This is a genomic window from Pseudomonas parasichuanensis (assembly GCF_021601385.1).
In the GTDB taxonomy this organism is placed as follows: domain Bacteria; phylum Pseudomonadota; class Gammaproteobacteria; order Pseudomonadales; family Pseudomonadaceae; genus Aquipseudomonas; species Aquipseudomonas parasichuanensis.
Map to the genome: position 1 here is coordinate 92859 of NZ_BQHO01000017.1, position 25420 is coordinate 118278.

Annotated in this window: 21 protein-coding genes and 1 pseudogene; 3 read left to right on the forward strand and 19 right to left on the reverse strand. The window is 64.4% G+C overall.

Features of this window, described 5'->3' with window-relative positions:
* Positions 1-10: 10 nt before the first annotated feature.
* From rhuM to L6D77_RS15220, 5 genes are all read right to left on the reverse strand, one after another.
* Positions 11-346 carry a RhuM family protein gene (gene rhuM / locus L6D77_RS15200; protein ID WP_236170080.1) on the reverse strand — a complete coding sequence of 112 codons (336 nt, stop codon included), beginning with the start codon at positions 344-346 and terminating at the stop codon, positions 11-13.
* The gene (locus L6D77_RS15205; RefSeq protein WP_236170081.1) at positions 343-1842 is read right to left on the reverse strand and encodes a type I restriction-modification system subunit M; all 1500 of its coding nucleotides are present in this window, start codon (positions 1840-1842) and stop codon (positions 343-345) included. Before L6D77_RS15205 ends, rhuM begins: the two co-directional genes overlap by 4 nt.
* Before the next feature lie 553 nt (positions 1843-2395).
* Positions 2396-3055 carry an EcsC family protein gene (locus tag L6D77_RS15210; RefSeq protein ID WP_236170082.1) on the reverse strand — a complete coding sequence of 220 codons (660 nt, stop codon included), beginning with the start codon at positions 3053-3055 and terminating at the stop codon, positions 2396-2398.
* A 215-nt stretch (positions 3056-3270) separates the two neighbouring features.
* Complete coding sequence (locus L6D77_RS15215) at positions 3271-5676, reverse strand: TonB-dependent siderophore receptor (RefSeq protein WP_236170083.1); 2406 nt, start codon at positions 5674-5676, stop codon at positions 3271-3273.
* A gap of 97 nt (positions 5677-5773) precedes the next feature.
* Positions 5774-7312, reverse strand: coding sequence for an MFS transporter (locus L6D77_RS15220; RefSeq protein WP_236170084.1), 1539 nt, complete (start codon positions 7310-7312; stop codon positions 5774-5776).
* Between the two features lie 263 nt (positions 7313-7575).
* On the opposite strand from L6D77_RS15220, the gene L6D77_RS15225 reads away from it, so the two are divergent.
* On the forward strand, positions 7576-8451 hold the full coding sequence (locus tag L6D77_RS15225) for a LysR family transcriptional regulator (RefSeq protein ID WP_236170085.1): 876 nt from the start codon (positions 7576-7578) through the stop codon (positions 8449-8451).
* Here the strand turns inward: L6D77_RS15225 and L6D77_RS15230 are convergent.
* From L6D77_RS15230 to L6D77_RS15250, 5 genes are all read right to left on the reverse strand, one after another.
* Complete coding sequence (locus L6D77_RS15230; protein ID WP_236170086.1) at positions 8415-9446, reverse strand: PDDEXK nuclease domain-containing protein; 1032 nt, start codon at positions 9444-9446, stop codon at positions 8415-8417. The genes L6D77_RS15225 and L6D77_RS15230 overlap by 37 nt on opposite strands.
* A 131-nt stretch (positions 9447-9577) precedes the next feature.
* Positions 9578-10969 carry a GABA permease gene (gene gabP, locus L6D77_RS15235; RefSeq protein WP_125857347.1) on the reverse strand — a complete coding sequence of 464 codons (1392 nt, stop codon included), beginning with the start codon at positions 10967-10969 and terminating at the stop codon, positions 9578-9580.
* Positions 10950-11186: a hypothetical protein gene (locus L6D77_RS15240; protein WP_236170087.1), complete on the reverse strand. Its 237-nt coding sequence runs from the start codon at positions 11184-11186 to the stop codon at positions 10950-10952. The genes gabP and L6D77_RS15240 overlap by 20 nt, the downstream gene beginning before the upstream one ends.
* A 263-nt stretch (positions 11187-11449) precedes the next feature.
* Positions 11450-12805: a glucarate dehydratase gene (gene gudD / locus L6D77_RS15245; RefSeq protein ID WP_232882733.1), complete on the reverse strand. Its 1356-nt coding sequence runs from the start codon at positions 12803-12805 to the stop codon at positions 11450-11452.
* Between the two features lie 16 nt (positions 12806-12821).
* Positions 12822-14159 carry an MFS transporter gene (locus L6D77_RS15250; protein WP_373870589.1) on the reverse strand — a complete coding sequence of 446 codons (1338 nt, stop codon included), beginning with the start codon at positions 14157-14159 and terminating at the stop codon, positions 12822-12824.
* A 326-nt stretch (positions 14160-14485) separates the two neighbouring features.
* On the opposite strand from L6D77_RS15250, the gene L6D77_RS15255 reads away from it, so the two are divergent.
* Entirely contained in the window at positions 14486-15190 is a 705-nt protein-coding gene (locus tag L6D77_RS15255; RefSeq protein WP_125462516.1) for a FadR/GntR family transcriptional regulator, read from the forward strand.
* Between the two features lie 90 nt (positions 15191-15280).
* Here the strand turns inward: L6D77_RS15255 and L6D77_RS15260 are convergent, their stop codons facing one another.
* From L6D77_RS15260 to L6D77_RS15280, 5 genes are read right to left on the reverse strand one after another with little or no spacing between them, the layout of a single operon-like run.
* The gene (locus L6D77_RS15260) at positions 15281-16042 is read right to left on the reverse strand and encodes an ABC transporter ATP-binding protein (RefSeq protein WP_232882732.1); all 762 of its coding nucleotides are present in this window, start codon (positions 16040-16042) and stop codon (positions 15281-15283) included.
* On the reverse strand, positions 16039-17100 hold the full coding sequence (locus L6D77_RS15265; RefSeq protein WP_232882731.1) for a FecCD family ABC transporter permease: 1062 nt from the start codon (positions 17098-17100) through the stop codon (positions 16039-16041). Before L6D77_RS15265 ends, L6D77_RS15260 begins: the two co-directional genes overlap by 4 nt.
* Complete coding sequence (locus L6D77_RS15270) at positions 17097-18209, reverse strand: ABC transporter substrate-binding protein (protein WP_232882730.1); 1113 nt, start codon at positions 18207-18209, stop codon at positions 17097-17099. The genes L6D77_RS15265 and L6D77_RS15270 overlap by 4 nt, the downstream gene beginning before the upstream one ends.
* A gap of 16 nt (positions 18210-18225) precedes the next feature.
* Positions 18226-18906, reverse strand: a complete 681-nt coding sequence (locus L6D77_RS15275) for a Fe2+-dependent dioxygenase (RefSeq protein WP_232882729.1) — start codon at positions 18904-18906, stop codon at positions 18226-18228.
* Positions 18906-21233, reverse strand: a complete 2328-nt coding sequence (locus L6D77_RS15280) for a TonB-dependent receptor (RefSeq protein WP_232882728.1) — start codon at positions 21231-21233, stop codon at positions 18906-18908. Before L6D77_RS15280 ends, L6D77_RS15275 begins: the two co-directional genes overlap by 1 nt.
* 182 nt (positions 21234-21415) lie before the next feature.
* Here L6D77_RS15280 and L6D77_RS15285 point away from each other — a divergent pair, with 182 nt between their 5' ends.
* On the forward strand, positions 21416-22138 hold the full coding sequence (locus tag L6D77_RS15285) for a response regulator (protein ID WP_232882727.1): 723 nt from the start codon (positions 21416-21418) through the stop codon (positions 22136-22138).
* Positions 22139-22547: 409 nt separating this feature from the next.
* Here the strand turns inward: L6D77_RS15285 and L6D77_RS15290 are convergent, their stop codons facing one another.
* From L6D77_RS15290 to L6D77_RS15305, 4 genes and pseudogenes are all read right to left on the reverse strand, one after another.
* A complete protein-coding gene (locus tag L6D77_RS15290) occupies positions 22548-23558 on the reverse strand; it encodes a zinc-dependent alcohol dehydrogenase family protein (RefSeq protein ID WP_232882726.1) in 1011 nt (336 codons plus the stop codon).
* A 211-nt stretch (positions 23559-23769) separates the two neighbouring features.
* Positions 23770-24360, reverse strand: coding sequence for an HAD family hydrolase (locus L6D77_RS15295; RefSeq protein WP_232882725.1), 591 nt, complete (start codon positions 24358-24360; stop codon positions 23770-23772).
* Complete coding sequence (tesB, locus tag L6D77_RS15300) at positions 24357-25226, reverse strand: acyl-CoA thioesterase II (RefSeq protein WP_232882724.1); 870 nt, start codon at positions 25224-25226, stop codon at positions 24357-24359. The genes L6D77_RS15295 and tesB overlap by 4 nt, the downstream gene beginning before the upstream one ends.
* A gap of 88 nt (positions 25227-25314) precedes the next feature.
* Positions 25315-25420: pseudogene (locus L6D77_RS15305) on the reverse strand (GNAT family N-acetyltransferase); the annotation flags it as partial.

Sequence of the window (25420 nt, forward strand, 5' to 3'; positions counted from 1 at the left end):
CAGCGAGGCGTTACTCAGCGCCGTTGGCGTCTTCATGGTGGCGCTGCTGGTTAAACTGCTCATATTGGAACTCGGCGTATCCTTTGGCCATGTCGTGAGCGATCCACCCAGCATTTTCGAGAATGCCGCGGTCGTTCAAGGGGAAGCCATTTAGCCTTTTCATCCAGTCGGCCATGGACATGAGAGTCCGGCGCATGGCCTGCACCTCGAAAGACACCAGGTATTGCTCGACCATGTTGCCCAAAACGGGGAGTTCGCCTGCCGTGAGATAGTTCTTGGCGTTGACGATATCCTGCTTGCGCACCTTTTCACCGTGCCAGTTGGTCAGTCCCGTATCCGTGCTCATAGCTCAAATCCTTCCTTGATCAGAAGTTCTTCCAGCTCCTGCTCAGCCTGCTCCAGTGCAGCCAGCTTCTGCTGGAAAACTCTCAGAGCCTCTTCAACATTGGCGGTTTCTTCTTCTAGCGGCTTTTGCAAATAGCTAGCGATGTTCAAATTAAAGTCGTTTTCTACGATTTCCCTCAGTGGCACCCATCGCGCTAGGCCTTCCAATGCTGTGGCACATGGACCTTGCTGATACTGCTCCAGGAAGATCTGGTAAATCTGATCCGCCTGGGCATTACTCAAGGTGTTCTGGGCACGTCCTTTGGTGAAAATCTCCTCAGCATTGATGATCAATACGTGGTCACGATGCTCATCAGGGCGCTGCTTGCGCAGCAGCAAGATGCAAGCCGGTATAGTGGTGCCGTAAAATAGGTTGGGGGCCACACCAATTATGGCTTCAATGCGGTTCTCTTTGAGCAGACTGGTGCGGATGCGGCCCTCGGCAGCACCGCGAAACAGCACGCCATGAGGCAGCACAACCGTCATGCGCCCATCGGCATTGAGCGAGGCGAACATGTGCTGCACCCAAGCGAAGTCACCGTTGGTTTTCGGAGCCAGGCCGTATCTGTTGCGACTGTAGGCGTCCGCCGCCCAATGTTCATGTCCCCACTCACTGAGGCTGAACGGTGGATTGGCGATCACGCAATCAAAGGTTTCGAGCTGGTCATGGTTCAGAAACTTGGGCTCGCGCAGGGTATCGCCGCGAACAATCTCGAAGTCCTCCTGACCATGGAGAAACAGGTTCATGCGGGCAATGGCTTCAGTCGTCAGATTTTTTTCCTGACCTTTGAGCTTAAGCAGCCGAGGATCGCCCGCGTTTTCTCGAACGTGGTGTATGGTCTCCAGCAACATGCCGCCCGTGCCGCAAGCCGGGTCATAAACGCTTTCGCCCGCCCTGGGGTCAAGAATGTTGACCATAAGCCGCACAATAGTCCGCGGGGTGTAGAACTCGCCGGCCTTCTTGTTGGCTTTGTCGGCAAAGCGCTTGATCAGATATTCGTAGGCGCGCCCCATATCGTCGTTTCGAACACTGGCAACCCCTAGATCGACTTTGTTGAAGTGATTGAGCAGAGTGGCTAGCAGCTCATCCGGTAGGCGGTCTTTGTTGGTCCAGCTGGCATCTCCGAAGATCCCATGCAATTGGGTGTTAGCTTTCTCTATGCTTAGAAAAGCGTCCTTGAGTGCCTTGCCGATATCGTGGGACCTGTCGAACACGTCATCCCAGTGGCTGCCAAAAGGAACCTGGATACGATGGAAGATTTTCTCGCGAGCCAGCTCTGCGCTTCCGACCTTGGCGAGCACCTCTTCAAACTCTTCGTCATATACATCGCAAATCCGTTTGAAAAACAAGATCGGAAAAATGTAGGTTTTGTAGTCGGAAGCGTCTATGGGGCCAGTGATGATGTGCGCGGCGTGCCATAGGTGGGCTTCAAGGTCTTTTAATTTAATCAGGGTCATTTTTACTCGAAAAAATCTTGAGCAGCTGTTCGGGTAGCCTGCCCCGCTGGCTGGCTGGGGATGGGCCAAGTGTACTGGATATCATCGGATAGGAGGCCAGCATCTCGATGCCTATGGAAGCCTTAACGCTGGAAATGTGGAAACGCTTTAGCTTAGGCAAGACAATTGGCAGCGATTTCGCTCAGCCCGTCCCCGAATCAGGACCCGTACTCCCAGTGACCAAAGGGCGCAGGCAGTCCCTTTCGCACCCCGCCTTTTCCCACAACCTTGCGCCGAGGCGGGCTTGGGCACGCGAGAGTTGGTATTCCAAAAGGTATTCCAAGGAAATGCAAATTTAAAAATTATGCATATTAATCAATAAATTAATAATTTTGTTCAAATCCCCCCGGCTCGTATAACACTTTAAAAGCATAACCGCTCTGAAAAACTCAAAACGACCACTGTGCGCTATCCCTCCCAACCTTGGAGCGAGCACAACGCACAGCAATTCTGCCACCTGCATCACTGGCTTAGCCAAAAGCCCCACACAATAAGCGTCGCAGCCTCAATCAAATCAAGCGTGCCCCTGAGCGTCTTCGGTAGCTTTCACTGGCACGATAAAAATATCGCGAGCAACGTTGCCTACAGTGTTGGTAGTCACAGAGTCAAAAGCAGCTCCGACGATTCCTCCCAGAAGAGGCACAGCTTTCCCTAGGTTGATAGCGCCAGTGCTACCGAACTTGGTCAATAAGCGGAAGCCCACGGCTTGGTTGATTTTGGTCAAGGTGGCGCCAGTAATTTTGTTGATCGACGTAACGGCCAATTTGCTAGCCACGTTGATACCAACATCCTTGAGAATGTCTTTTGCCGCATTACCAGCCAGGCAGGTGTAGACCAACGTCTTGACGCGGTCATCGAGAGGGTCATGGCCGCCAATGTAGGCAATCGCCGTAATCATCCGCAACTGGACGTACATGACACTGGCCAGGTTGGCCGGAATCGCTACCGGGAGCGTGACGATGCCACCGAGGCCGGTAAGGAAGCCCGACGTAGCAGCCTTCGTGTTCTGCCAGCGGATCAGCGAGTTCATGGCGTCTAGAGGGCAATCATTATTCTTGATGTACTCCTCAGCAAACTCCTGCGCCGTGCCCGTTCCCGGGATCCCGTTCATCGCCTTTTCGAAAGCCCAATCCAGTGCCTGGTTGAGCGTTGACATTGTCAATTCGGTTGCCATGCGTCTATCCATCCCTGTGAAATGCCGGCAACCATATCAAAATGCCACTAGCACATCCATGAGCTATTTGGAGGGTTGCGAAGATCTTCGAGCCGCTCTTTGCCCACACGAGGCTTGGTCAAAGCGATCAGCGGGCTGCGCGTTTCGACACTTCAAAAATAAACTGGGCCCGCTTCAAAGCGGGCCCACCCTCACACATAATCGCAGTGCCTCACCTACCAGCTATAACTCACCTTCGCCGTAACCTCCCGCCCCGGGTTGTAGTAGTTCGCCGTCCCCGACCCCACCACATGCTGCTCATCCAGCAAGTTACTCACGTTCACGGCCAAATCCATCCCCTTGGCAATCCGGTAGTTAAACGCCGCATCAAACAACGTAGTCCCCTCGGTCTTCTTGGTATTGGCCGCATCCATAAAATACGCCCCCACATACCGCGCCCCCAGCCCCACGCTCACGTCGGTCCCCGGCACGCTGTAGTAGCTCCACAACGAAGCCGTATGGTTCGGCGCCGTGGTGAACTCATTCCCCTTGAGCGAACTCCCGTCATACAAGGTGCCGCGAATCACCTCCGACTTCATGTACGAATACGCACCGATCAGGCTCAGGTCCTGGGTCACCTGCACCTTGGCCTCCAGGTCCAACCCGCGTGCCCGCGACTCCCCCACGGTCTGCTGCTCGATGATGCCGCTCGGCAGCACCACGGCAATGCTCACGTTCTCCTGGGTCAGGTCATACACCGCCGCCGAGAACAGCGCGTCCATCTCGATAGGCGAATACTTCACGCCCACCTCGTACTGCCTGCCGGTCTGCGGGGTCACGCCCACCTGGGGCGGCGAGACGGACTCCACCATGCTCACGTAGGTGGACACTTCGTCGTTGACGATATAAGTCAGTGCACCACGGTACGAAGTGGCCGAGAAGTGGTCGCGCTCATCGATGGTCGTCGGGCTGGAGAAGAGGTTGTAACCCTTGCTGGTCAGGTCCATCGAGTCGTTGCGCACACCGCCGGTGACGATGAAGCGATCGTAGAACGACAGGTTCTGCTGCAGGAACACGGCCTTGGTCGAGACGTCATTCTTTTTCGCGGTGTAGGGCGTGAGCGTGGCGGGCACGCCGGTGAAAACCGGGTTGGCCAGGTCGATCGACGACACCAGGTTGTACACCGAGCTTTCCTTGGTCGAAGAGTTCAGGTACTCCACCCCCACCAGGCTGCTGCTGTCGACATGCTCGAACTGGGCGTCGTATTGCAGCATCAGGTTGCCGTTGAACTGGTTGGCATCGCTGTCGGTGCCGAGCAGGTAGCGGGGGATGCTGGTGCCCACGCGGGCGGCGGAGTCGCTCAGGTACACGTAGCCGTAGTTGTCGGTCAGCTCGCTGTAGCGCAGGTTGCCGCGCAGCACGAAGCCGTTGTCGAAGTCGTGGGTGATGTTGCCGCTGAGGCTGGTGCGCTCGACGTCGTGGTAGTTGTAGCTGGGCTCGCCGTAGAACTTGTCGCGGTCGTATTCCTTGTCCAGCGGGTAGCCGCCGCTGTTGGGCGAGCTGTTGGTCTTGAGGTAGTCGAGGATCACCGTGGCCGAGGTGTAGTCGCTGGGGGCCCAGGTGAGGCCGCCCATCACGAAGCGGTTGTCGTCCTGCGAATGCTCGTACTCGCGGTCGCTGTTCTGCAGCTTGGCGGTGAAGCGGCCGGCCACGGTCTTGTCTTCGTTCAGCGCATCGGTGACGTCGATGCCGGTTTCGCGGTGGTTGTAGGAGCCGTAGGTGACGTAGCCCTGGCCGGACCGTTCGAAGCGCGGCTGCTTGGTGACGAAGTTCACCGAGCCGCCCGGGTCTGCCGGGCCGAACAGGGTGGAGTTGGCGCCGCGCAGGATTTCGATGCGCTCATAGGCGTAAGGGTCTTCGCGCACGCCGCGCATCGAACTCAAGGTCAGGCCATCGCGGTAGGTGGTGGCCTGGAAGCCGCGGATCTGGAAGTAGTCGTTGCGGTCATCGGTGCCGTAGAAGTCGCTGACCACGCCCGGGGTGTACTGCAGGGCTTCCTCGGTGGTGCTGACGCTACGTTGCTCCAGTTCCTTGCGGGTCACTACGGACACGGATGCCGGGGTGTTGAGGATGCTGGTCGCCACCTTGCCGCCCACCCACAGCTCCTTGGCCACCACCGAGTCGGTGTCGTCGCCGGCATCGACCTTGACCTTGGCATTGATGATCACGGGTGCCAGGCGATAGTCCTCGGTGGCGCCCAGTTCCAGCGGGCCGGCAGGCTTGGGTGGCTCGACCAGCAGGAAGGCGGTCGGGGTTTGCTGGTCGATCTGCAGGTCGCTGCCCTGCAACAGCGTGGCCAGGGCTGTCGGGATATCCAACGCCCCGCTCACGCCCCGCGTGGTGCGGTTGGCCACGCTCGCGGCTTCGAACGAGAGGCTGATGCCGGCCTCACGGGCAAACCGATCAAGCGCAGGGGCCAGTGGGCCAGCGGGGATGCTCCACTGCCGCACCGGGTTGCTGTGCTCGGCAGGCGAGGTTTGCGCCAGTGCCGGCAGCGCGCAGCTGCTGACGATCAAGCCAAGGGCCGCTGCCTGGATGGCACGGCTCAGGGGATGGCGCTGTGGGACCGGGGGAAAACTCATTTCTCGCTCCGTATGCAGGATAGGCAGATGGGCCTGTATTTCGGCCTTTCCTACATGCCGAACGAGAATGAGAAATTACCTCATTTATTTTTTGCCTTCATGTGCGAACTGCGCTCACTTGCATGGCAGGTAGCGGCCTGCTCAGCAACGCACCCACGATCAGCGCAAACACCAACGCCGCCACTCCGGCAACCTGCAAAACCGCCTCAAAACCGCCCATGAACGCCTGCCGCGCCAACGGCGCCGCCGCCTCGCGCAGGCCCGGCTCGAGCATCGCCAGCGCCGCCTGCAAATCCCCCGCCGCCACCCGCGTCGCCATGTCCCCAACCTTCCCCAGCACCTCAGGCGCCAGGCCGGCCATGGCTTCGCGCAACAATTGCCCACTACGCGCCGCCAGGATGCCGCCGAGTATGCCGATGGCCAGCACAATGGCGCCGAAGCGTGTGGTGGTGCTCAGCCCCGAGGCCATGCCGGTGCGTTCGCGGGGCACGCAGGCCATGATGTTTTTTTGCGTGTCCCCGTTAAGCAGCCCAGCGCCAGCGCCCAACACCAGGCTGGCCAGGGCGAAAGCGCCATAGCCACCTGCCCCGATCGCCCAGGCACAGGCCAGGTTGCCCGCCCCGACCAGCAGCAGCCCAAGGGCGAACACCTGCGCCGCACTCAACCTCGCCGCCAGGCGCATCCCCAACCGCGGCGTCAGCAACATTGCCACGGCAAACGGCAACATCCCCGCCCCCGCTTCGAGTGCCGACAATTGCAAACCGTTCTGCAGGTACAGCGGCAGCAGGGTCATCATCACCTGGGCACAAGCGGCGTAGGCGAACATGCCCAGCAACGCGCCGATGAACCGCCCGCTGCGCATCAGCTGCAAGTCGATCATCGGCCGGGCCTGGCTGCGCTCGACCATCACGAACAGGCCGAACAGGAATGCGGCGATCACCAGGCGGCCCAGGGTGGGCGCACTGTCCCAGCCGACCCGGTTGGCGTCGATCAGTGCCCAGATCAGGTAGCCCAGGCTGCCGGCGAAGGTCAGGCTGCCCAGTGGGTCGAGGCGTGCGGCGGCGCTGTCGCGGGACTCTTCGACGCTGCGCAGCACCATCAGCGCCAGCACGGCCACCAGCGGCAGGTTGATGTAGAAGATCCAGCGCCAGCCCAGGGTGCTGGCGATCAGGCCGCCGAGCAGTGGCGCGAAGGTGATGGTGGCGCCCATGCAGGCACCCCAGAAGGCCCAGGCGCGCAAGCGTGCTTCGGGCTCATGGAAGCGGTGGCCGATGGCAGCCAGGGCGGCGGTGAGCAGCAGCGCCGCGCCCACGCCTTTGCCGGCGCGGGCCAGGTCCAGGAACAACAGGTTCGGTGCGGCGCCGCAGGCCAGGGAAGCCAGGCCGAACAGTGCCAGCCCGAGCAGCAGCATGCGCCGTCGGCCGAAGCGGTCGGCCAGGCTGCCGGCGGGCAACAGGCAGGCGGCGAAGGCCAGCAGGTAGGCGCTGACCACCCATTCGATGTCGGCGAACGAACCGGACAGGTCGCGGGCGATGCTGGGCAAGCTGACGGCGACGATGTTGGTGTCGAGGATGATCAGGGCGCACACGGCCGAGGCGGTGAACAAGGTGAAACGCGCAGATGCGAGGGTGGACATGGCAAGGCTCCGGGCGGTGGCTGGTCGTCGGGGAGCAGAGGGCCGCTGCGCGCCCCATCGCTGGCAAGCCAGCTCCCACAGGGGCTACGGTGATCCTTGTGGGAGCCGGCTTGCCGGCGATGGACCGCGCAGCGGTCCCAGGCGATCCGGGCTTTGCCGCCACGACGCCAGCCTTGTAGTGTTGCCCTCACCATAACGCCGCCGGGCGCCGGGCTTGTTAGCCGCCACGTCCTGCGTCATTAGCCACCGGCTAACGAGGCCCCATGGAAATCCGCCACTTCCGCTACTTCCTCAGCGTCGCCCGCCACGGCCACTTCACCCGTGCGGCCGAGCAGTTGGGCATCGCCCCGCCCACCCTCAGTCGGCAGATCCAGGACATGGAAAAAACCCTGGGCGTGCTGCTGTTCCAGCGCAGCCAGCGCGAAGTGCGCCTGACTGCCGCGGGCGAAGCATTGCGGGTGGAGGCCGAGCAGGCGGTGCGCCAGTTCGACGCCGCACAGCTCAGCGCGCAGCGCGCCGCAAGGGGCGACAGTGGGCGCATCGAGCTGGGCTATGTGGCTTCGGCGGCCTACTCCGGCACCTTGCAACAGCAAGTGACCCGCTTCAGTGACGCCCACCCCGGCGTGCATCTGAATATCCGCGAGGCGCCCATGGACGCGCTGCCCACGCAGGTGCTCGACGGCCAGCTGGACCTGGCCTATGTGCGCTCGCCGATGGAGCTGCCGGAGGGACTGGAGGCGATTCCCCTGCATGAAGAAGGCTTCGTCCTGGCGCTGCCCGCAGGTTCCCGCCTGAACGAGCTCAAGCAGCTCCCGGCCAAGCGCCTGGCCGATGAAACCTTCATCCTCCCCGAACAGATCTCCGGCACGCTGGAGGTCGCCGCGCAGGGTGGTTTCGTCCCGCGCCTGGGCCCCCAGCCGGGCAGCCTGGTGGCGGTGATCACTTTGGTATCCCTGGGCCAGGGCGTTGCGGTGGTGCCGGAATCGGTGGTGCGGCGGATCAACTTGCCGCAGGTGAACTACCGGCCTGTCGAGGATTGCCGGGCGAGTTCGTGGTTGAGCCTGTTGCATCGGCGCTTCGAGAAGTCACCGGCAGTCGCCCGCTATATCGAGGCGGTGCGCTCGGCATCCAGCGCGTAGAACTCCTGCAACTTGGCCTGCAGCAGGGCCTTGTCCGGCAGGCGGGTCTGGTACTCGGCGATCAGCGCGGGGGACAGGCTGCGGTTGAGCGCGTACTCCACCACCTCATCGTCCCTGCTGGCGCACAGCAGCACGCCGATGGCGGGGTTCTCGTGGGCCTTGCGCTCGTTGCGGTCGAGGGCCTCGAGATAGAAGTCCAGCTTGCCCAGGTACTCGGGCTCGAATCGCCCGACTTTCAATTCGATGGCCACCAGGCAGTTGAGGCCGCGGTGGAAGAACAACAGGTCGAGGGCAAAGTCACGGCCGCCCACCTGCAACGGGTAGTGCGAGCCGACGAAGCAGAAGCCGCGGCCCAGCTCGACCAGGAAGTCCTTGAGGCGGGCAAGCAACCCTTGGTGCAGGTCGGCCTCGGCGTGCCCGCCCGGTAGGCCGAGGAACTCGATCATGTAGGCATCGCGGAACACCTCCAGGGCCGCAGGATGGGCCTGGGTGAGCGCGGCCGACGCCTTGGCCGGTTGCGTCACGCTGCGCTCGAACAGCGCAGCCTTGAGTTGGCGTTCCAGTTCACGCTTGGACCACTTTTCCTGGCTGGCCATGCGCAGGTAGAACAGCCGCTCTTCAGGGTGCTTGCACTGTCCAATAACTATCATGTTGTGGCTCCACGGCAATAGTCGCACCAGTGGTGCGACTATTTCGTCACCCCGGTAAACCTCGTAAAACTGCCGCATGCGGAACAGGTTGGCGCGGGTAAATCCGCGCAGCCCGGGCTGGGTCAGCAGCAGATGATCCGCCAGCTGGTTGACCACCCCATCGCCCCACTCGGCCCGCTCCAGCTTGCGGCTGATAAAAGCCCCCACCTGCCAATACAGCTCGATCAGTTGAGTGTTAACGGCCTGGACCGCGCGCTGGCGGGCCGACTTGATCAGTGTCAGTACCTCATCGAAACGCTCATCCCTGGCAGCGGGCGCAGGCGCGCCCATGACTTCAATATTCATGCAACGACTCCATGGCAAATAGGGAAAACCCGCCAGAGTCTATCCCCGCCCCTCGCCCGGCCCGACAGGTGAAACTGTTGCAAAACGCAAAGAGGGCGCCCAGTGGCGCCCTCTCGTTCACGGTAAGGCCATCAGCCCATCGACCGCGCCCCAACCACCCGCGCATGCCCCCGCGTGGTGACGATCCCCAGGAACGAAATCACGATCGCCAGCCCCAACGTGGCGCTCACCTCGGCCCGGTGTTCCTCGGTGAACATCATCACCCCCAGCGCGCAGCTGATGAAGATGATCACTGCCCAGGTCAGCCACGGGAACAGCCACATCTTGAACTTGAGGTTGGCGTTCTCGCGCTCCAGCCGGCCACGCATGCGCAGCTGGGAAATGGCGATCACCAGGTACACCAGCAGGGCAATGGCGCCAGAGCTTGCCAGCAAAAACTCGAACACGCCCTTGGGTGCGAAGTAGTTGAGGATGGCGATGGCCGCACCGATCAGGGTGCTGCCGAACACCGCTGCACGCGGCACGCCCACCTTTGAGGTTTCCTTGAGGAACGCCGGGGCATCACCGCGCTTGGCCAGCGAGTACATCATCCGCGAGGCGATGTAGATCGACGAGTTCATGCAGCTGGTCACCGCGATCAGCACCACGAAATCAACCATCAGCGCGGCATTGGGGATGTTCATGATTTCCAGCGCACGCTGGTAAGAACCCACCACCGCCAGCTGTGGGTCGTTCCACGGCACCACCGAAATGATCACGAAGATCGACAGGATATAGAAGGTACTGATGCGCCAGATTACCGAGCGGGTGGCCTTGGCGATGTTGCGCGCAGGGTCGCTGGATTCGGACGCGGCAATGGTCACCGCCTCGGTGCCGATAAAGCTGAACATCACGGTGATGAAGGCACCGATCACCGCCGACCAGCCCTTGGGCGTGAAACCGCCGTGCTCGGCCATCAGCGTGCTCAAACCGCTGACCTCGCGGTTGGGCAGCCAGCCCATCAGCGCGGCGAAGCCCAGGCCGATGAAGCCGAGGATCGCCGTGACCTTGAGGATCGCGAACCAGAATTCGAACTCGCCGTACTTGGCCACGCTGAACAGGTTGGTGCAGGCCAGCAGCAATACCGAGGCCAGGGCGAAGATCCAGCTGTCCACCTGGGGGAACCAGGCGTTGAGCACATGCCCGGCGGCCAGTGCTTCGATGGGGATCACCAGCACCCAGAACCACCAGTACAACCAGCCGATGGTGTAGCCGGCCCAGCGGCCGATGGCCTGGTCGGCGTAGGTGGAGAACGACCCGGTGTCGGGGTGTGCCACGGCCATTTCGCCGAGCATGCGCATCACCAGCACCACCAGGGTGCCGGCTACGAAATAAGAAAGAATGGTGGCAGGCCCGGCCGCCGCGATGGCGTGCCCGGAACCTACGAAAAGCCCGGCGCCGATGATGCCGGCGATGGACAGCATGGTTACATGACGCGGCTTGAAACCTTGAGCAAGGTTGCCATCAGATCCCACGGTGCTCATTGATATTGTTCTCTTTTTGCGGACACAAGGAAGGGACGGGCAGGTACAGGCGAAAAAGCATCTCCTTGAAAAACAATAAGAATGACACGTCGCTCAGGCGCTGTTGTTGAACCTCTTCACGCTTTTGCAGCGCCACGCACCGGACGATCCGGGGGTTATTTAAGCCGCGCGGGGCATGGGGAAATTGTTCGAGAACGTCCCGCAGGTTCGCGATCACGACACCCCGTGCCCGATCGCGCCGGATGTCGTGATTGGCTTGTCTGGAAACGACACGGGCCAAGCGCCCACAAAAAAGCCCCGGTCTCCCGGGGCTGTGCTGCACAGGCGTCTGCCTACGCTTGACCGTCACACGAGGCGGCGGGTGGCAGCAGGGAACTGTTGTGTGGTCAATTTTGGCCTCATCGCCGGCAAGCCGGCTCCCACAGGGTTTGCGCTGAGCCTGTGGGAGCCGGCTTGCCGGCGATGAGGCCCGCACAGGAATCAACGCACCAGGCAAGGCCGCTTGTTGTCGAACGCCCACCCCGGCACCAGGTACTGCATCGCCACGCTGTCATCGCGCGCCCCCAGCCCCATGTTGCGGTAGCACTCATGGGCCTTGGCCAGTTGATCCTCATCCAGCTGCACCCCCAACCCCGGCCGCGCGGGCACCCGCACATGGCCGTCGACAATACGCAGCGGCTCGCGGGTCAGGCGCTGGCCGTCCTGCCAGATCCAGTGGGTGTCGATGGCAGTGATCTCGCCCGGCGCGGCGGCGGCCACCTGGGTGAACATGGCCAGCGAAATATCGAAGTGGTTGTTGGAATGCGAGCCCCAGGTCAGGCCCCAGTCATGGCACATCTGCGCCACCCGCACCGAGCCCTGCAGGGTCCAGAAGTGCGGGTCGGCCAGCGGGATGTCCACCGCCTGCGACTGGATCGCATGGCCCATCTGCCGCCAGTCGGTGGCGATCATGTTGGTGGCGGTGGGCAGGCCGGTGGCGCGGCGGAACTCGGCCATCACCTCACGGCCGGAGTAGCCGTTCTCGGCGCCGCAGGGGTCTTCGGCATAGGCCAGCACCGCGTGCTTGTCGCGGCACAGGGCGATGGCTTCTTTGAGCGACCAGGCACCGTTGGGGTCGAGGGTGATGCGCGCCTCAGGGAAACGTTCGGCCAGTGCAGTGACGGCCTCCATCTCCTCTTCACCGCGCAGCACGCCGCCCTTCAATTTGAAATCGTTGAAGCCATAGCGGGCCTTGGCCGCTTCGGCCAGGCGCACCACCGCCTCCGGGGTCATGGCCTGCTCATGGCGCAGGCGGAACCAATCGTCATCGGCGTCGGCCTCGTTGCAATAGGCCAGGTCGGTGCGCTTGCGGTCACCGATGTAGAACAGGTAACCGAGCATCTTCACCGCCTCGCGCTGCTGCCCTTCGCCCAGCAGCGCGGCCATGGGCACGCCCAGGTGCTGGCCGAGCAAGTCGAGCAGCGCCGACTCGATGGCGGTCACCGCATGCACGGTGATGCGCAGGTCGAAGGTCTGCAGGCCGCGCCCGCCGGCATCACGCCCGGCGAAGGTCTGGCGCATGGCATTGAGCACGCGCTGGTAGTGGCCGATGGGCTGGCCGACCACCAGCGCGCGGGCGTCTTCCAGGGTCTGGCGAATGGCCTCGCCGCCGGGCACTTCGCCCAGGCCGGTGTTGCCGGCGCTGTCGCGCAGGATCACCACGTTGCGGGTGAAGTACGGGCCATGGGCGCCGCTGAGGTTGAGCAGCATGCTGTCGTGGCCGGCCACCGGGACCACACGCAGTTCGGTGACGACCGGGGTACCGTGTTGAACCTGTGGGGTGCTGTGCATGTTCATGGAATCTCTCTCGCAATCAGTTGGCCGAGGCGGCCTTGAGGTCTTGGGCAGGCGCGCCCTTGGCACGGGTACGAACGAAGAACACCGCAATGGCGGCCACCACCGAGGTCACCGCCAGGCCGTACAGGCCGCCCTGGATCGAACCGGTCTGCTGCTCCAGCAGGCCAAAGGTGGTGGGCGCGACAAAGCCGCCCAGGTTGCCCACCGAGTTGATCAGGGCGATCACCGCCGCCGCGATGCGGGCATCCAGGTAGCCCTGGGGGATAGGCCAGAACAGCGACGAAGCCGCCTTGAAACCGATGGCCGCGAAGCACACGGCGACGAAGGCGAACACCGGCCCGCCAGTGGTGGACATGAACATGCCGGTAGCCGCCACCAGCAGCGCCGCCGCCACCCAGGCCTGCTGGAAGCGCCAGCGGCGGGCGCAGGCGGCGAAGCTGTACATGGCGATGATCGAGATCAGCCAGGGGATGGAGTTGAAGAAACCCACCTGCAGGTCGCTGAGGTCGCCCATGCGCTTGATGATGCTCGGCAGCCAGAAGGTCGCGGCATAGATGGTCAGCTGGATGCAGAAGTAGATCAGGCAGAACAGCAGGATCTGGCGGTCCTTGAGCAGGCTCCAGGACGACGCCTTGACCACCCCGCCCGCCTCGCGCTCACGCTGTTCCTGGTCGATGGCCGCCACCAGTGCGTCCTGCTCTTCGCGGCTCAGCCACTTGGCATCATGGGGTTTGGAGTCGAGCCAGAAGAACACGAAGAAGCACAGCGCCACCGACGCCATGCCTTCGATGAACAGCATCCATTGCCAGCCGTGCAGGCCCATGCCCTGGATCTGCATCAGCGCACCGGCCAAGGGCCCGGAGATCAACGATGCCACGGCCGAGCCGCTGAGGAAGATGGCGATGGCCTTGCCGCGTTCGGCGGCCGGCAGCCAGCGGGTGAAGTAGTAGATCACCCCGGGGAAGAACCCGGCCTCGGCGACCCCCAGCAAAAAGCGCAGCACATAGAACTGGGTTTCGTTCTGCACGAAGGCCATGGCCGTGGCCACCAGGCCCCAGGTGAACATGATGCGGGTCAGCCACAGGCGGGCGCCGACCTTCTGCAACAGCATGTTCGAGGGCACTTCGAACAGCGCGTAACCGATGAAGAACAGCCCGGCGCCGAAGCCAAAGGCCGCCGCGCTGATGCCCAGGTCACTTTCCAGGTGCGGGCGGACGAAACCGATGTTGACGCGGTCCAGGTAGTTGACGATGAACATGATGACGAACAGCGGCAGGACATGCCGTTTGACCTTGGCCACGGCGCTGGTCAGCACCGCATCGCGCCCGGCGCACGGATCGAGGGTGTGGTTCACAGGTGCTTCTCCCACTAATTGTTTTTGTGCGGGTCGATGGAAGTCCGGGCATCTGGCAAGCGCCCTGTTGTCTGACATCCAGGTGAACGAATCATAGGCGCCGCGAAGTTGTACGACAAGATCGCAAACAGCCAGCAAAAAGCAAAATACAAGTAGATAAAACGGCTAAAAGCAGCGAAAAGATAAAAACAAGTAAACCAGCTGCAAGTAAAAGCTGCCGGAGCATGAGGTAAATTATTTTCAATTTTTTAACTTGTCGTACAAGTAAGCCTGCTAGGCTCGGCTGATCGGCCAGCCACTTGTACCGCCGCATCAGCGAGCCCCGCATGGACACCCAAGACACCCCGCGTAAACGCGGCCACAGCCGCGCCCACGACCTGGTCTCCAGCCTGACCCAGCAGATCCTGCTGGGCACCTTCAGGCCCGGCGACCGATTGCCTTCGGAAAACACCCTGGTGCGTGAACACGGCATCAGCCGCACCGTGGTCCGTGAAGCGCTGTCCAAGCTGCAGGCCTCGGGCCTGGTGGAGCCGCGCCACGGCATCGGTACCTTCGTCATCGAACGCCAGGCCCAGGCCGGCCTGCGGGTCGGCGCCGAAAGCGCCGCCAGCGTGCGCGACCTGCTGGAGCTGCGCATCGGCCTGGAAGGCCAGGCTGCCGCGCTGGCGGCGTTGCGCCGCACTGATCGGCACCTGGCGCAGATGCGCCAGGCACTGGACGACTACCAGGACCTGGCCGCCGCCGGCGACAGCTGCATCGAAGCCGACCGGCGCTTCCACCTGCTGATCGCCGAGGCCACTGGCAACCTGTATTTCGGCGAGATGATGGCGCACCTGGGCAGCGCGCTGATCCCGCGCAACCGCCTGGCCCAGGCCGACCGCGCCGGGGCCAGGCTGGCAAGGCAGGCGTACCTGGCCAACCTTGAGCACGAGGCGATCCTCAATGCCATCCGCCGCCAGGACCCGGACGCCGCACGGGCAGCGGTGTGTTTGCACCTGTCCAACAGCCGGGATCGGTTGGTGCCGGATTGACAAAGCCGACATCCACGGTGGGCACACGCCCCTGTAGGAGCGGCCTTGCGCCGCGAAAGGGGCGCACAGCGCCCCCAGCAATCTTGAACCTCACCCCAACGCCCGATCCACCAATACCTGCAAGCGTCCCCGCGAACAGCGCTCCACCCGCGCCTCGACGCCATACACCTCGGCCAGCAACCCCGGCACCAGCACCTGCTCCGGCGTTCCACAGGCCACCACCCGCCCCGCGTCGAGCACCACCAGCCAGTCGGCATGGCTGGCCGCCAGGTTGATGTCGTGCAGCACCGCCACCGCCAGCAAGCGATGGGCGACCACCCGCTCACGCACCGCATCCATCACCCGCAACTGGTAATGCAAATCCAGCGCGCTGGTCGGCTCGTCCAGCAGCAATACCCGAGGGTTGCGCGCCAGCAGCTGGGCCAGCGCCACCAGTTGCCGCTGGCCCCCGGACAGGCTGCCCAACGGCTGTTCGGCCAGGTGCTCGATACCCAACCGGCGCAGCGCCTCGAACGCCGTCCCCAGCGGGTTGTCGGCCCCGCCCACGCGCAAGCCGGCAATGATGCTCTCCAGCACTCCCAGGGCGATCCCCGGCGGCAGTTGCTGGGGCATGTAGGCCAACCGCCGCGAACGCTCGGCAACGCCCAGGCGGGTCACGTCGGCACCGTCCAGCGTCAGCGCACCTTGCATGCGCTCAAGCCCCGCCAATGCGCGCAGCAAGGTCGATTTGCCGGCGCCGTTCGGCCCCACCAGCGCCACCAGGCTGCCGGCCGGCAACGCAGGCAAGGTGACCTGGTGCAGTACCTGCCGCGCGCCATAGGCCACCGACAGCTGATCGATCAACAGGCTCACAGGTTTCTCCCCCGGCGGAACACCAGCACCACGAACACCGGCACCCCCACCAACGCGGTGACGATGCCCACCGGCACGATCACCCCAGGCAGGATCAGCTTGCTGGCAATCGACGACAGCGACAGCAGCAGCGCCCCCACCAGCGCACTGGCCGGCAGCAGGAAGCGCTGGTCCTCACCCACCAGCAAACGGGCGATATGCGGCCCCACCAGGCCGACGAAACCGATGGTGCCGACGAAGGCCACGGCCGTGGCCGACAGCAAACTGATGCGCACCAGCGAGGCGAAACGCAGGCGCCGGGTATCGACGCCAAAACTGCGCGCCCGCTCCTCGCCCATGCGCAGCAGGGTCATGGCCGGTGCGGCGCGCAGCGAGAACGGCAACAGCGCAGCCAGCACCAAAGCGAGGATGCCGAGCTTCTGCCAGTCGGCCCTGGCCACGCTGCCCAAGGTCCAGAACACCAGCTGCTGCAGCACGTCCTCGGTCGCCAGCAATTGCAGCAGCGACACCAGCGCATTGCAGCTGAACACCAGGGCAATGCCGAACAGCACCAGGCTTTCGACCCCGGCGCCACGCAGCCGCGCCATGGCCTGCAGCAGCACCACCGACAGGCAGGCGAAGACAAACGCCATCAGCGTCACCTGCACACCCGGCGCCAACCAGGCCACGCCCAGCGGGTAGGCGATGGCCAGCGACGCGCCCAGTGCCGCCGCCGACGACACGCCCAGGGTGAACGGGCTGGCCAGCGGGTTGTCGAGGATCGCCTGCATCTCGGCCCCGGCCAGGGCCAACGCGGCCCCCACCAAAACCGCCATCAGCGCATAGGGCAAGCGCACGTTCCAGATGATCACTCGCTCGGTGGCGCTCAGGGTCGCGGGGTCGAACAGGCCGTGCAGCAGTTGCCCCAGGCCCATGCCCGAGGCGCCACTGGCCAGGTCCAGCAACACCGACAGCAGCAACAGCGCCGCCAAGCCCAGCACCAACCCGCTGCGCCGCCACAGCAGGCGCCGGTAGCGCCCGGCCGCCAGGGCGGCGCCGTCCTGCGCCAGCGCGGTCACTGGGCGTCGACCCAGTACTGGCCGTCCAGGCCAATGTTCAACAGCTGATTGATCTCGGCCATGGTGGCCTGCGGGTCGAGGCCCTTGAAGCGCTCGGGATGAATCCAGCGCGCCATGGCTTCGAGGGCGAGGATGTTGAACGGTGAGTTGTAGAAGTCATGCCACAGGCCATGGGCCTGGCCGGCCTGGATCGGCCGCAGCGGCGCGAACGCCGGGCGGGCGGTGACTTGCGCCAGGCTCTGGCGCGCGGTGTCGGTCGATACCCCTGCCCCCAGCAGCACCCCCGGCGCACGGTTGCCGGTGGCGATGTACACGTCGGGGTCGGCCTGCAGCACGTACTCGACACTCACGTCGCCCAGCGCACCGGGCACCACGTCGGCGCCGATGTTGTGCCCGCCAGCAGCCGCCACCAGGCTGCCCAGCCCGCTCTTGCCGGTGGTGTGCCCCGGTGCCTGCCATACCCCGGCCAACAGTTCGAGGAAGACCTTCGGCCGCTGGCTGTTGGGCAATCCGGCCACCGCATCGGTGACCCGCTTCAGGTGGCGGTCATACAGGCTCAGGTATTGCTCGGCCTGCTGCTCACGCTCGAGCAATGTACCGAGCGCCCGCAGGCTGACCCGGGTGTTCTCGAGCGGGTGCACGCGAAAGTCGATGAACAGCACCGGCACCCCGGCCTTGGCCAGCAGGTCGGCCACCGGGCTGTGCTGGGTCGGGCCTTCGCCGGCGATGCTGAACACCGCCAGGTCCGGTTTCAAGGCCAGGATCTGCTCGGCGCTGACGCTCTGCTCCGAAGCCTGGCCGATCAACGGCAGCGTGCCGATCTGCGGGTAGCGCTGGGCGTAGGCCTCGTAGGTGTGCGGGTCGAGCAGGCGCATGTCGTTCTGCCAGCCGACCACCCGCTGGAACGGGTTGTCGCGGTCGAGCAGGGCCAGGGCGAAAAACAGCCGGCCTTCGCCGAGCACGATACGCTGCGGCGCATGCTCGACCGTGACCGTACGCCCGAGCACATCGGTGACCTGCACCGCGCTGGCCGGTTGCGCCAGGCCCAGCCAGGCGCCGAGCAACAAGGGCAGCACCAGCAGGCGCCGCCAGGAAGTGGGTTGAATCATGGGTGACCTCCCAAGGTCAGGTGTCGCCCCAGCGACGGAGCAGGTTGTGGTACACGCCAGTCAGTTCCAGCAACGAACCGGCATCGGCCTGTTGCGCAGTCAGGCGCTGGATCGCCACGTCCATGTCCAGCAACAGGCTGCGCTGGCTGTCCTCGCGCACCAGGCTTTCGACCCAGAAAAACGCCGCCAGGCGCTCGCCCCGGGTCACCGGCTCGACCCGGTGCACACTGCTGCCCGGGTACAGCACCAGGTGCCCGGCCGGCAGCTTGACCTGGCGCTCGCCGAAGGTGTCGTGGATCACCAGTTCACCGCCGTCGTAGCTGTCCGGCTCGGCCAGGAACAGGGTCGCCGACAGGTCGGTGCGCACCCGCTCGCGCACGCCCTTGATGCCGCGGATGGCGTTGTCGATGTGAAAGCCGAAGCCTTCGCCGGCGCCGTAACGGTTGAACAACGGCGGGTAGATGCGCTTGGGCAGGGCGGCGGACATGAACAACGGGTTGTCCGACAGCCGCTGCAGGATCAACCCGCCCAGCTGGCGGGCGACCGGGTCGTCCTCGTCCAGCTGGCGGTTGTGCTTGGCCTGGGCCGACTGCACGCCGGCGGTGGCCTTGCCGTCGACCCAGGGCTGCGCCAGCAATTGTCGGCGCAGCCCGTGCAGTTCATCGGCGCTGAACAGGTTGGCGATCTGCACCAGCATCAGAAGGTGTAATCCACGCTGGCGGTCAGGGTGCGCCCGGCCCCCGGCACGCCGTACAACTGGAAGCCGTCGAGCGAAGCGCCGACGCGGCTGTAGTAGAAGGTGTTGAACAGGTTCGACACGTTCAGGTTGACCGTGGTCTGGCTGTCGACCTTGTAGCGCGCCGCCAGGCTGTGCAGCCAGTACGACGGCGCCTTCTCATGGTCGCGGGTGTAGACCGTGTAGACCCCGCTCGGGCCGTTGGCGTAGCTGCTGTTGTTGTTCAACCCGCCGACGTACTTGTTGTCGCTGTAGCGGCGTCGGCCCACGTAGTCAGCGCCATAGCTGACACTGAGCTGGTCGGTGAGGTCGTAGGTGGTCCACAGGTTAGCGGTCAGGTCGGGGACGTTCTTGGCCTCCTCGCCCTTGTTCGCGCCCTTGGTCTGGCGGCTCTTCATCGCGGCGAAACCGGCATAGGCCGACCAGCGCTGGGTGAGTTGCCCCTGCAGGCCCAGCTCGAGGCCATCGACCCGCTTGGCCGGCAGTGCACGCACCGGTGAGGTCTCGCCTTCGCTGTATTCCCAGCTGTCTTCCAGCTCGGTGCGGAACAGCGCGGCGGTCAGGTTCAGGCGCTCGTCGAGCAGCTCCCACTTGGTGCCCAGCTCGTAGGTTTTCGAGACCGCCGGCTTGTAGGCCTCGGTGCTGGCCGCGCCGTAGATCTGGTTGTTGGTGCTGGCGCCCACCGCCGACGGTTGCGCGGCCTGGCTGTAGGACAGGTAGATGCTGCCATTGGGCAGCGGTTTGTAGACCACCCCGGCACGGCCGCCAAAGGCGTCGTCACGGCTACTGCTGCTGCCGGTGGCGCGCTCGCTGTCGACCTGCCAGTGGTCATAGCGCAGGGCCAGCAGCAGTTGCCATTGCGGGTCCAGGGTGAGGGTGTCGGAGGCGTACAAGGCGGCGTCCTTCACGACGCTGCGCGGGTCGCCGTAGCCCTTGTCGGTACGGGTCGAGGCGAAGCTGTGGGCCGGGTCGGACAGGTTGAAGAACATCGAACCGTCCGGCACCTTCATGCTCTTGTGCAGGCCGCCGTAGGTTTCGCGGTACAGCTCGATACCGGTCACGGCCTCATGGTGAATACCGCCGGTGTCGAGGTTGAAGCGCAGGTCGGTCTGGTTGTCGACGATCTCGTAGCGCTTGGACAGGCCGAAGTCGCTGCCGCGCAGGTAGCCGTAGCCACTGGCGCTGTTGGCGTAGTCGGTGTAGGCGCTGATGCCGTTGATCGAGCTGCGTGGCCCCAGCCCGACATAGCCCAGGCTTGCGCAACGGGTGCCGGTGCAGGTGCGGCTGCCATCGGCATTGGCGGCGACGAAACGGGCCGGCGACAGCACCGCCCAGTTGTCGGTCTGCTGCCAGCGCAGCTGGTTGCGCAGGGTCAGGTCGTCGCTGAAGTCGTGCTCGAACAGCCCGGTCAGCGAACGGGTTTCGCTGCGCTGGGTGTACAGGCTCGAATCGCCGTACCAGGCATCGCGGTCGACGCCCGGCATGCGCTTGCCATCGCTGCCGCGCTGGATCGGTACGCCGCCATCCGGGGTGTTGCGGTCCTTCTGGTAAAAGGCGTCGAGCCACAGCCGGGTGTCGGTACCCAGGCCGAAACCGAACGAAGTTGCCAGGCCCCAGCGGTCGTAGTCCACTTCGTCGCGCTCGGACACCGCGTTGTAGTGCTTCATCAGGTTGACGCGCACGGCCGTGGTGTCATTGAGCTGGCGGTTGACGTCGGCGGTCAGGCGCTTGTAGTTGTCGGTGCCAATGCCTGCCGAGAGCTTGCCGGCATCGCCCAGGTGCGCGCGCTTGCTGACCAGGTTGACGCTGCCGCCCACGGCCGAGACGCCCGACTCCACCGAACCTGTGCCCTTGTAGACCTCGGCCTGCTCCAGGTTGAAGGTGTCGTTGCGGCTGGCCATGCCGGCGTCGCGCACGCCATCGACGGTCATGCTCTGCTCGGCGGCGAAACCGCGAATGGAGAACAGGTCTCCCCAGCCCAGGTTGCCCTCGCCCGACATGAAGGTGATGCCCGGCACGTTGCGCAACACCTCCTGCAGGCTTTGGGCGTTCTGCTCCTCCAGCACCGCGCGCGGCACCACGCTGATGCTCTGTGGCGCGTCCAGCAAGGGCGTGGTGATCTTGCTCGAGGTCACCGTGTCGACCTTGTAGCGGTCCTGCTTGCCGTCCACCTGGGTGGCGGGCAGCGCAAGCGTATCGGCCAGGGCCGGCAGGGCGCAGGCGCCCAGCATCAGGCCAAGGGCCGGCGCCAGGGTCGCCGGGAGGCGCGGGGAGGATGCGTGGGGCATGTGAAGTCCTTAAAGAAAATCAGTCGCATTTGTGTGGCGCAATTCTAATGACGGCCCCACGCCGTCTTGTGTGCGCAAATGTACGGCCCGGCAGGCCGGCGGTCAGCCAACACATTCCGTTACATTCGTTGGGGCGGACGCGGTGTAAGGTGCCCTGCGCTTCCACCCTACAGGCCCACCCCATGTCCAAGCCCGACCATATCCTGATCGTCGATGACGACCCCGAGATCCGCGAGTTGCTGTCGCTCTACCTGGAAGATGCCGGGCTGCGCACCTCGGTGGCGGCCCATGGCCGCGACATGCGCCGCTGCCTGGCCGAGCGCCTGATCGACCTGGTGATCCTCGACCTGATGCTGCCCGGCGAAGACGGCCTGGCCCTGTGCCGTGAGCTGCGGGTGCACAGCCATATCCCGGTGATCATGCTGACTGCCCGCGGCACCCTGGTGGACCGTATCGTCGGCCTGGAGATGGGCGCAGACGACTACCTGGCCAAGCCGTTCGACCCGCGCGAGTTGCTGGCGCGGATCAAGGTGGTGCTGCGCCGCACCCAGAGCTTCCCCGAGCGCGCCCGTGTGGATGAAGCCCGCCAGCTGCGTTTCGCCGGCTGGCACCTGGACACTGCCACCCGCCATCTACGTTCGCCGGACGGCCTGGTGGCCAGCCTGGGCAGCTCCGACTACCGCCTGCTGCGGCTGTTCCTGCAGCACCCCAACCGCGCCCTGAGCCGGGATTTTCTGCTCAACCATGTGTTCGACCGTGAGCGCGAACCCTTCGACCGCAGCATCGATGTGTGCGTCAGCCGCCTGCGCCAGCACCTGGGCGACCACCCGCGCAACCCGGCGCTGATTCGTACGGTGCGTAATGAGGGGTACATGTTGACGGTCAATGAGGTGGCCAGCGAATGAAGTGCGGTTGGGTGGGGGTTGAATGGGTCGGGGGGTGATGGCTTGCTGGTGTTCGTCGGGAGATTTGTAGCGCCTGTGAGATCGAGCGCCGCCCGCGCGGCGCATCGCTGGCAAGCCAGCTCCCACATCTGTTTCGGGCCAATTATTCCTGTGAAGGTACCGCTGCACGCCTTGGTGCATGCCTCAAGCCTTGTGAGGTCCGGGCAGCGCCCATCTCGATTTCGCGTCATGCCAACAAGGCGGACAGTGGAGATAGACCAGAAGTGACTGGCCCGAAACAGATGTGGGAGCTGGCTTGCCAGCGATGCGCCGCGCGGGCGGCGCTCGATCTGATAGGCGCTGCAAAACTATCGCCCTGCACCTAGTCGCCCAAATGCGCCATCAAGATGAATACCCCCTGACCTGAAACTCACCAACTCAAGCAGATCTTGCCGAAATGCTTGTTGCTCTCCTGGTACCTGAACGCCTCGACGATCTGCTCCAGCTCAAAGTGCTTGTCCACCACCGGCCGCAGGCCGTTGGCATCGATGGCGCGGACCATCGCCTGCTGCTGCGCGCGGCTGCCCACCAGTACCCCCTGCAGGCGAATCTGCCGCACCAGCGCCTGCACCAACGGCAGCTGCCCGGCCACGCCGGTGAGGATGCCGATCAGCGACACATGGCCACCAATACGGGCAGCGATCATCGATTGCTCGAGCGTGGCCGGGCCGCCCACTTCGATCACATGGTCGACACCGCGGTTGCCGGTGAGCGCACGCACTTTCTCGCCCCAGGCCGGGGTGGTCTTGTAGTTGATCAGGTGGTCGGCGCCCAGCGCCTTGAGGCGTTCGAGCTTGGCATCGCTGGACGAGGTGGCGATCACCGTGGCGCCGGCCAGCTTGGCGAACTGCAAGGCGAAGATCGAGACGCCGCCAGTGCCCTGCACCAGCACCGTGTCGCCGGGCTTGAGGTGATCGTCGCTCATCAGCGCGCGCCAGGCGGTAAGGCCGGCGGTGGTCAGGGTGGCCGCCTCGGCGTGGCTGTAGCCTTTGGGGGCGAGGGTGAACGACGTGGCGCGGGCAGTCACCTGCTCGCGAGCGTAGCCGTCGATGCCGTCGCCGGGCACGCTGGCAAAACCTTCGACCTGGGCATCGCCTGCGAGCCAGTCGGGGAAGAAGGTGCTGACCACCGCATCACCGACCTTGAACTCCGTGACCCCGGCACCGACCGCGATCACCTCGCCGGCGCCATCGGCCATGGGGATGCGCCGCTCGCTCGGGCCCCACATGCCACTGACCACGGCGAAGTCGTGGTAGTTGAGGGAGTTGGCGTGCAGGCGCACGGTGATTTCGCCGGCCTGGGGCTCGGCGGCCTCGCGGGTGCCGACCTGGACCTTGTCGTAGCCGCCGCCGGGGAGGACGTAGATGGCCTTGGTGCTCATGCGCAGGGTCTCCATTGAGGAAAGGGTGCAGAGCAGCTTAGACAGGTCTGGATTTGCTGTGGGAGGTATCGCCTGTGTAGGAGCGGCCTTGTGCCGCGAAAGGGCCGCAGAGCGGCCCCAGCGATCTTGAGGTTGCTCGAAAAAACCGAGGGAGTGCTGCGCACTCCTTTCGCGGCACAAGGCCGCTCCTACAGGGGGATCGCCGTAGGGGTCAGCCGAGTAGCGCTTTGAGCGCCCGGCAATCCGCCGCATGCCAGTCGGCCAGCGCCGGCCAGGGGTTGTCCGGCAGGTTGACCAGCACGGTCTTGGTCCCGGCGGCTCGCCCGCAATCCAGGTCGAAGCGATAGTCGCCGACCATCACCATCTCCCCCGGCGCCACCGCCCACGCCCGGGCAATCTGCAACAGCCCGTCGGGGTTGGGCTTGGGCGCCGCCTCGTCACGCCCCAGCACATGCTCGACCGGGAAGCAGTCGGCCAGGCCGATGGCTTCAAGGGTGACATGGGCCAGCTCGCGGGCGTTGCGGGTCAGGATCGCCAGGCGGCAACCGCGCCCAGCCAGTTCACGCACCAGCTCCACTGCCCCTTCCGAAGCTTTCGAGGCAATCGCCAGGTCACGCTCGTGCTCCAGCAACCAGGCGTGTTTCGCCGCCGCCTCGGCCGCTGGCAGTGCCGCCAGGTGGGTGAGGATGTCGTGCTCGGCCGGGATGTCGAGCGCCTCGCGAATGGCCGCGAAGTCATGCACCGCGACGGTCAGGGTGCCGTCCATGTCGAACACCCAGTGGCGGATATCGCCCAGGCTCATGCCCAGTCCTTGCGGTGGCGGATCAGGCCTTCCTGGGTGGACGAGGCCACCAGTTGCCCGGCGCGGTTGAAGATGCTGCCACGGCAGAAGCCGCGGGCATTGCCGGCCCAGGGGCTATCGGTGGCGTACAGCAGCCACTCGTCGGCGCGCAGGTTGCGGTGGAACCACAGCGAATGGTCGAGGCTGGCGATCTGCATGTCCTTCTGCCACACCGACTTGCCGTGGGGCAGCAGCGCGGTGGTCAGCAGGCCGAAGTCCGAGGCGTAGGCCAGCAGGTACTTGTGCAGCGCGGGGGTGTCCGCCAGGTTGCCGTCGGCGCGGAACCAGGCGTACTTGACCGGGTCGCCCGGCTTGGGGTTGAACGGGTCGCGCTCGGTGACCGGGCGGATCTCGATCGGCTTGGCGCACAGCACCTTGTCGCGGATGCGCTCGGGCAACTTGTCGGCCATGGCGCTGGCCAGTTCGACTTCGCTGGGCAGGTTCTCCGGGCCGACCACGTCAGGCATTGGCACCTGGTGCTCGAAGCCCTCTTCGTCGTACTGGAACGAGGCGCTGCAAGTGAAGATCGGCTGGCCCTTCTGGATCGCCGTCACCCGCCGGGTGCTGAAGCTGCCGCCGTCACGCACGCGGTCCACCGAGTAGACCACCGGCATGCTGGCGTCACCGGGGCGCAGGAAATAGCCGTGCAGCGAATGCACGTGGCGGGCGTCCTCGACCGTCTGGCTGGCCGCCGACAGCGACTGGCCGAGCACCTGGCCGCCGTACAGCTGGCGAAAGCCCAGGTCCTGGCTGCGGCCACGGAACAGGTTCTCCTCGATGGACTCTAGGCTCAACAGGTCGACAAGGTCGTCCAGTACGTGACTCATGGAAGGTTCTCCTGGCAAGGCATTACGGCGCATTTATAACGGCAAATGATACAGGGTTTGTCGGCGGCCCCGTCGAGGGGCATCCCCGTCAGCCACGCAGGGTGTCCTGCCATCGGGCCCGGTCGATGCGGTACAGCACGTGGGGGCGCAGGGGGTGGCCGGCGGGCAGGCGGGGGTGTTCGAAGCTGCCGTCC